General features: G+C 35.0%; 5 protein-coding genes. All 5 read left to right on the top strand.

Translation table 11 applies throughout. From position 1 onward, the window contains the following. Positions 1–89: 89 nt before the first annotated feature. Entirely contained in the window at positions 90–4,793 is a 4,704-nt protein-coding gene (locus ACOYLP_RS09505; RefSeq protein ID WP_422855937.1) for a MopE-related protein, read from the top strand. A gap of 258 nt (positions 4,794–5,051) precedes the next feature. Next, on the top strand, positions 5,052–5,558 hold the full coding sequence (locus ACOYLP_RS09500; protein WP_422855936.1) for an ArsR family transcriptional regulator: 507 nt from the start codon (positions 5,052–5,054) through the stop codon (positions 5,556–5,558). Positions 5,559–5,560: 2 nt separating this feature from the next. After that, positions 5,561–6,019, top strand: coding sequence for a UpxY family transcription antiterminator (locus ACOYLP_RS09495; RefSeq protein ID WP_422855935.1), 459 nt, complete (start codon positions 5,561–5,563; stop codon positions 6,017–6,019). A gap of 80 nt (positions 6,020–6,099) precedes the next feature. Further along, a complete protein-coding gene (locus tag ACOYLP_RS09490) occupies positions 6,100–7,608 on the top strand; it encodes a hypothetical protein (RefSeq protein WP_422855934.1) in 1,509 nt (502 codons plus the stop codon). Between the two features lie 11 nt (positions 7,609–7,619). Next, positions 7,620–8,073, top strand: a 454-nt coding sequence (locus ACOYLP_RS09485; protein WP_422855933.1) for a glycosyltransferase family 2 protein, incomplete at its 3' end; no start/stop codon positions are given.

Raw genomic sequence — 8,073 nt, 5'->3', positions numbered from 1 at the left:
AATACTATTTAATAATTCGGATTCAGGTATAGAAATTTCACGTCCATAATAATAATAAAATTTAATCCATTTATAATATGAAAAATTTAATGAAAAGTACATTCGACAAATTTGGATTGATTCTTTTGCTGATGATGGTTTCCATCTCAGCAAAGGCTCAAGTCTCCGGAGGTCAGTACACGATGAGTATAGCTAGTGCTAGTGCCACAGCCAATACTATTGATTTTAATTTGACAGTTACAGTAACCAACCCTTCCGAGGGAATGAGGTTCGGAGGCTTTCAAACCAGTATTAACTTTAATACCAACATTATCAATGGTGGTACTATAAGCGCGTCGTATGTGGGCGGAAGAAGCTCTCAGTTAAGTGGTTTAGCAAACAATGCCATATTGCTTAGTTCGGCTGGAAACGTTCGTCTGCAAGTTTCTTCTTTAACCGCAGCAAATGGAGTTGATATGGCTCAAGGTACTACCTATAGTTTAGGTACTTATCGTATTAGTAATACGGCAAATTGGGCTACAGGTAATGCCAACATGTGGTTACAAAATGTTTTATTTTCAAACAGAACAAATTCAGCGGTCTTAGGTTATCCTATTGGTTCTACTTCTGGAGGTTTGTATAATTACACCACCACAGCACCTGCTTCGCCTCCTGGATTGATTTTATCGCACACTTCATCTGCACCTTATAGTTTACAAGTAGGTCAAATATGTGCTACTTCAGGTTCTGCTGTAGTAACAAATCCTTCATGTTTTGGAGGAACAGGATCGGCAGTTGTAACGATATCTCCAACACCATCACCTGCTTTAACTTCTGTAAGTTATCAAGTTGATGGTGCAACCGCACAAATTGCAACTGTAACAGGAGGTAATTCCTTTACTGTTCCAAATTTAACAAATGGTAATCATTCAATTACTGTAATTGTTGGAGGTTGTTCGAATTTTAATGTTTCAGCAAATGTTACTGTTCCAGCGCAATTGACAAACAGTACAACAATAAGCAGTTGTGATAGTTATTTATGGTCAGTAAATGGACAGACATATAATACAAGTGGTACTTATACAGGGACTACTACCAATGGAAGTGGTTGTACAGTGAATGAGACATTGAATTTGACTATTAACCAAAGTACTACAAACTCAGTAACCCAATCTGCTTGTGGTAGCTATTTCTGGTCTGTTAGTGGAGAATCATATTCTACAAGCGGTACGTATACTTCGACAGGTACAAATGCTGCTGGTTGCCCAGATACTAAAATTTTAGTATTGACTGTTACTCCAGTGGTTACCAACACTACAACTGTTACCGAATGTGATAGTTATACATGGCCTGTAAATAATCAGTCTTATACTGCTTCTGGAAATTTTTCAGTAACTACTGGATGTAATACGGATTATTTAGAGTTGACAATTAACACTTCTTCTGTATATTATGCAGATACAGATGGTGATGGATATGGAAATGCAAGTAGCAGTACAAATGCATGTTCACAACCAACAGGTTATGTGGCAAACAGCACAGATTGTAACGATGCAAGTGCTACAGTTTATCCGGGAGCCACAGAAGTTGCCAATGGAATTGATGATGACTGTGACGGAACAGTTGATGAGGGTACAGCTCCATCAGCTCCAGGAGTTACAAACTCGACAGTATGTGTAGGATCTCCTTCAGTTACTTTAACAGCTACAGCTTTGCCAGGATATACATTAAGATGGTATGCAGCTGCAACAGGAGGAACGGCCTTAACAGCTACTCCAGTTGTTGTAACAACAGCAGCGATAGTAAAATCATTCTGGGTATCACAACGATTAGGTACAGGACCAGAAAGTGCTAGAGTTCAAATTACCGTTACAGTAGTTGCATTGCCAGCTACACCAGGTACAATAACTGGAACGGCTGCTATTTGTAATGTTGTAGGAAGTACAACAGAACTTACTTATTCTATTGCAGCTGTAACAGGGGCTACTTCATATGTATGGACAGTTCCAACAGGAGCTAACATCGTATCAGGACAAGATTCTACATCAGTTGTTGTTAATTTTGCAGGAGTTGCTCAAGGAACTACTGCTTTAACTTTAGGAGTTCAATCGGTAAATGCTAGTGGATGTTTAAGCATTGCTAAAACACTTTCATTAACAAGAGTATTACCAATTGCTCCGGCAACTGTAACTCTTACTAACTCAGCAAGTGCTACACCAACTGCAGCTATTACAGCAGTAGGACCATTTATTGGTACAACTACAGAATTGACATTAACAGCAGCTGTAACAGCTTCTGCTAATTCATATTCATGGACATTGCCAGCAGGAGTGAATGTAGTATCTGGAAATCCAGCTACAGATAGAGTATTGGTAATCAACTTTGCTAATGCAGCTTCAGGAACTACTTCAATAACAGCAAGTGTTGTTTCAGTTTCAGGATGTGGAAATTCAATTGCTAAAGCCTTAGTATTGACTAAAGTTTTACCAGCAGCACCAGCAGCTATCACAACTACACAAACTAATGTTTGTTTAATTGCAGGTTCTGAGTCTACAGTTACTTATACAGTAGTGCCAGTAGTTGGAGCTTTTGCAAATGGATATACATGGACAGTTCCAACAGGAGCTTCAATCGTAGGTTCTGCTATAGGAAATTCAATCGTAGTTTCTTATAGTTCAAACTTTAATGCAGCAGGAAGTGTAACAGTAACTTCATCAAATGGAGTTGGTACATCTGCTACAGCAGCTACACTAGCTGTTGCGGCTACAGCACCAGCAGCACCAACTACATTAGTTATGACAGACGGGGTTACAACTACTGCAATTTTGGCAGCAGGACCATTAATGGGAACTACTACAGTTCGTACCTTAACAGCAGCGTCAGTTGCTGGAGCGGTTTCTTATGCATGGACACTTCCAGCAGGAGTTAACCAATTATCAGGAGGTACAGGAAGAATTATTACCGTAAACTTTGCAGATGTAGCAACACCAACAGGAATTACAGCTTTAACAATCAGCGTAAAAGCAGTAAATGGATGTGGATTGCAATCACCTGCAAAAGTATTGAGTTTGACAAGAGCCTTACCTTTAGCACCAGCAGCTATTACAACTACACAAACTAATGTTTGTTTAATTGCAGGTTCTGAGTCTACCGTTACTTATACAGTAGTTCCAGTAGTTGGAGCTTTTGCAAATGGATATACATGGACACTTCCAACAGGAGCTTCAATTGTAGGTTCTGCTACAGGAAATTCAATCGTAGTTTCTTATAGTTCAAACTTTAATGCAGCAGGAAGTGTAACAGTAACTTCATCAAATGGAGTTGGTACATCGACTACAGCAGCTACACTAGCTGTTGCGGCTACAGCACCATTAGCACCAGCTACATTAGTTATGACATTGGCTCCATCAACTACAGCAGTACTTGCAGCAGGACCTTATATGGCTACATCAACTGAGCTTACCTTAACAGCAGCATCAGTTGCTGGAGCGGTTTCTTATGCATGGACACTTCCAGCGGGAGTTAACCAAGTATCAGGAGGAACAGGAAGAATTATTACAGTAAACTTTGCAGATGTAGCAACACCAACAGGAACTACAGCTTTAACAATCAGCGTAAAAGCAGTAAATGGATGTGGATTGCAGTCACCTGCAAAAGTGTTGAGTTTGACAAGAGCTTTACCACTAAAACCAGCAGCTATAACTACTACACTTGCTAATGTTTGTAGTATAGCAGGAACAAACGCTACAGCTACTTATTCAGTAGCTCCAGTGGCAGGAGCCTTTGCTAATGGATATACATGGACAGTTCCAACAGGAGGTACTATTGTAAGTGGTCAAGGAAGTACATCAATCTCAGTATCATATGCGGGTAACTTTACAGCAGGAAATGTGAGTGTGACTTCATCAAATGGAGTTGGTACTTCATTAACAGCAACAACTTTAGCAGTAGCAAGAACAGCTGCAGTAGTTGCTCCAGCGGCATTAGTTGGACAAGTAGCAGGACTTTGTGCTGGTACACCATACAACTATTCATTTGCAGCGGGTGCTAATGCTCAAACGTATACAATTACAGGACCAGTAGGATCTGTAGTTACTTCTGCGGATAATGCAAGTAATACAAGTAATGTTATTACAACATCCAACTTGGCCTTTACAGTTGTTTATCCAACTACTGCTATTGTAAACATTAGTATTGTAGCAAGTAACCCATGTGGATCAGCTGCTGCGAAATTATTTGTAGTATCAAAAGCAATGGGAGCTATAACAACAATCTCAGGACCTACAGCAGTAGATACTTGTACTGATTACACATATACAGCTACACCAGTAGTTGGTGCAGTGACTTACACATGGACAATTCCTTCAGGTGCTCAATTTGTGAGCGGACAAGGAACAAACACATTAGTTGTTAAGTTCCCTGGTACATTAGCAACAGGTGCTGTATTGAAAGTATTAGCTACTAATGGATGTGGTGTATCAAGTGCGCTTAAGTCATCTTCAGTATTGACAAGAACAGCTTGTCCAACTGCTAGAGAGGAAGTAGTGTTAGAAGAAGTTACAAAAACACCATTTAGTGTTAAAGCTTATCCAAATCCATATACAGAAACATTCAACTTGAGTTTATCAACTTCAAGTGAAGATAAAGTAAGTATTGTTGTTTATGACATGACAGGAAGACTAATCGAGAGAAGAGATGTTAGACCATCAGATATGGTAGAGCAACAAATCGGAGATCGTTATCCAAGTGGTGTTTACAACGTTGTTGTAACACAAGGAGAAGAAGTGAAAACTGTTCGTGTGATTAAACGATAACTAAATCAATTAATAAAGCAAAAGACCTTCGAGAAATCGAGGGTCTTTTTTTTTTGGTGGTTTGTGTGTTCTGTGATAGGCAGTATTGTTTGCGAAATTTCATCGGATTATTTGGAGTAGAGATTTTAGATTTCAGTAAATTATGGAGCTTCAATTTTTGAATAGTTTTAGGTTTGTTAACTTAACATTATTTCTTTTAGTTTTATTTGGCAGTTTCAAATTAATGAGTACTTTTGTTACTCGTTTTTTTAGAAAACTATGTTAGAAACACTTATAACCTCTAAAACTCGACTGCGGGTATTGATAAAATTTTTTATCAATGCTGCTAATAATGCTCACATGAGAGGGTTAGCCGATGAAATGCATGAGTCAACCAACGCTATTAGAAAAGAATTAAATAATCTTTCTGAGGCTGGTTATTTAGAAAAGGAAACTATTCAAAATAGAATAAGCTATAAGGCAAATAGTAAACATCCATTATTTGCTACACTCCAAAAAATTATACATCAACATATTGGATTAGATTCCTTAGTTTCTATTGTTTTGGAGCGAATGGGTGATGTTAAAAAGATTGTTGTTGTAGGTGATTATGCAAATGGGAATGATACTGGAATTATAGATGTAGTTTTGGTAGGTGAAGGTTTGAATAGTGATTATATTTTAAAGTTAGCTAGTAAAATTGAGCATGAAATAAAAAGGAAAGTAAATTTTACCATTTTGCCAAGTTTTACAGCAAGTGGATTAATTTTATTTGAAAATAACTAGCTATGCCATGGTATGTTTTATATACAAAACCAAGACAAGAAAGAAAAGTTGCAGATAGTTTGAATGCTATTGGAATTGAAGCTTATTGTCCTATTGTAACCGTAGTAAAACAATGGTCAGATCGAAAGAAAAAAGTACAAATACCTTTGATTAACTCATATGTGTTTGTAAATATTGAGGAACATCATAGAGAAGCCGTTTTTAAAGTGTCAGGAATTGTTAGGTATTTGTTTTGGTTGGGAAAACCTGCCGTTGTTAGAGCTATTGAAATTGAAGCTTTGCAAAATTCTTTAGAAGGTATTGTCGCTTCTTTTGAAGTTAGTGCCATTCAAAAAGATACTATATATAAAATTCCCGAAGGGCCTTTTCAAGGTTTTGAAGGTATTGTTAAAAATGTAAATGCTACTACTATTCAACTTTTATTAGTTGATTTGGGTTTTTTTATTACTCTTACTAGATAGTAGTTTTTAAAATAATTTAGTTTTTATTCGTTAGTTCATTTGTGACTGACAGGGCGAAGCTATAAAAAGTATACAATAAAATGAACAACCAACAAAATTCTACTGAGGAGATTAAAGCTAAAAACACTCTTTTTTCAATAAATTATAAAGAAGTTATTTTTGTTAACTTACTAATTTTTATTTTAGCATTTATTTCGTTTTTAAATATTAAAAGCAACAATATTATTTCAGATGATTCTGAAGAAAATTTCAGAATTAGTTATAATTTAATAGAAAAAGGAATTTATTCAAAAGATGGAAAGTATTCAACAGATTTGAGGGAGCCAATCCCTATTTTTATTAATGCAGTCTATTTAAAATGCTTTATTGAAATTCCGAAAAACGTGGACATAAGTAAGATTTTAAAAAATAGTCACTATGTCAATAGAATACTTTTTATTAATATAATTTATGTTATATTAATTTTGATTTCTGTTTGGCTATTATCATTCAAATTACTTAAATCGATTTTTTATTCCTTCGCAATTGTTGTTTTAACCTGGTTTTGTTTTTTACAACATGATATGTGTTTAAATCGCCTTTTGACTGAATTACCTGCTTCATTATTTTTACTTTTATTTGTATTGTCTTCTTTATATTTATTTGAAAAAAGGAACTTATTGTATGCCATTGTTACAGGGATTTTATTTGGGATCTTATGTCTTACTAAATCATCTTATTTTTATGTATCTATAATATCAATTCCAATTTATATTATGGTTTACTTTTTTCAAAAAGGAGCAATACAAAAAAATGGGCTTAAAATTTCATTTTATTTAGTTTTATCTTTTTTGTTAACCCTGTCTCCTTGGATTTTAAGGAACTATTTGGTTCTTAATAGAATGGAATTATCAAGTAGAGGCGATGTTGTTTTACTTACAAGAGCTGTTAAAAATACAATGACTAATGAGGAATATAAAGGTTCTTTCTATGCATATGCCCCAGTTTCTTTTCAAAAAACTATATTTGATAAGCTTGGCTATAATGAAAATGATTTATTGCCAGGAGGTAAGTATTGCAGGTTGATTAGACATCAACCGGGAGATGAAGAAAATGTTATTTATGGAGATCCGGATTTGGTAACAAGTTATTGGGAAAAGGCAAAGGCAATATCCATAGGTATTGATGGGAAAAATAAAAAGATTATCGATCAATATGGAAAAAGTAAATTAGAAGCTTCAAAAAGATTAATTTTCAAAAATTTAGATCGACATATTTATATGGTTTTACCATTTTCTTGGAGAGGCATATGGTCGTTTAGTGGAAGGACTTATTTTATAATTATGTTATTTGATTTATTGTGTTTTCTTTGTTTTTTCACAGTTCCATTAATGGCTATCAAGAATAAAAATAATACTCTTTTTATTTTCTCATTATTTTCAATTGGAATTTTTGTTTTTCATGCCTTATTTAGTCATTTTTTATGGAGATATTCCGCTCCGTTAATTCCAATAACTATCATATCATTTATGGTGATTTTTAAACCATTTTTAGATTACTTGTACATTCGTATTAATAAATACAAACACTTTAGTTGGACTAAGTTTTAAAAATACAAATTATGAAACTAATCATACAAATTCCATGTTTGAACGAAGAGCAAACTTTACCTATAACATTAAAAGATCTCCCCACTGAGGTTGCTGGTTTTGATGTTGTTGAATGGTTGATTATTGATGATGGAAGTATTGATAATACTGTTAGTGTAGCAAAACAGCATGGTGTACATCATGTAATTTCACATACAAGTAACCAAGGACTTGCGAAGGCATTTATGACTGGTATTGAAGCCTGCTTAAAATTAGGAGCAGATGTAATTGTGAATACTGATGCAGATAATCAATATAATGCTAATGACATCCCTAAATTAGTTGATCCGATTCTTAAAAAAAATGCTGACATAGTAATTGGGGAAAGACCCATTCTGAAAATAGAACATTTTTCATTTGTTAAGAAAATTTTACAAAAACTAGGTAGTTATGTTGTAAGAGCAGTGAGTAACACCTCTATTAAAG

This window comes from Flavobacterium sp. (genome assembly GCF_049318325.1).
Classification (GTDB): Bacteria; Bacteroidota; Bacteroidia; order Flavobacteriales; family Flavobacteriaceae; genus Flavobacterium.
The sequence above is the reverse complement of the archived record's forward strand: the minus strand, read 5'-3'. Positions and strand labels throughout refer to the sequence as shown.

Coding starts and splice junctions, on each gene's coding strand:
- ACOYLP_RS09505 (WP_422855937.1), top strand. CDS start 90: ATGAAAAGTACATTCGACAAATTTGGATTGATTCTTTTGCTGATGATG.
- ACOYLP_RS09500 (WP_422855936.1), top strand. CDS start 5,052: ATGTTAGAAACACTTATAACCTCTAAAACTCGACTGCGGGTATTGATA.
- ACOYLP_RS09495 (WP_422855935.1), top strand. CDS start 5,561: ATGCCATGGTATGTTTTATATACAAAACCAAGACAAGAAAGAAAAGTT.
- ACOYLP_RS09490 (WP_422855934.1), top strand. CDS start 6,100: ATGAACAACCAACAAAATTCTACTGAGGAGATTAAAGCTAAAAACACT.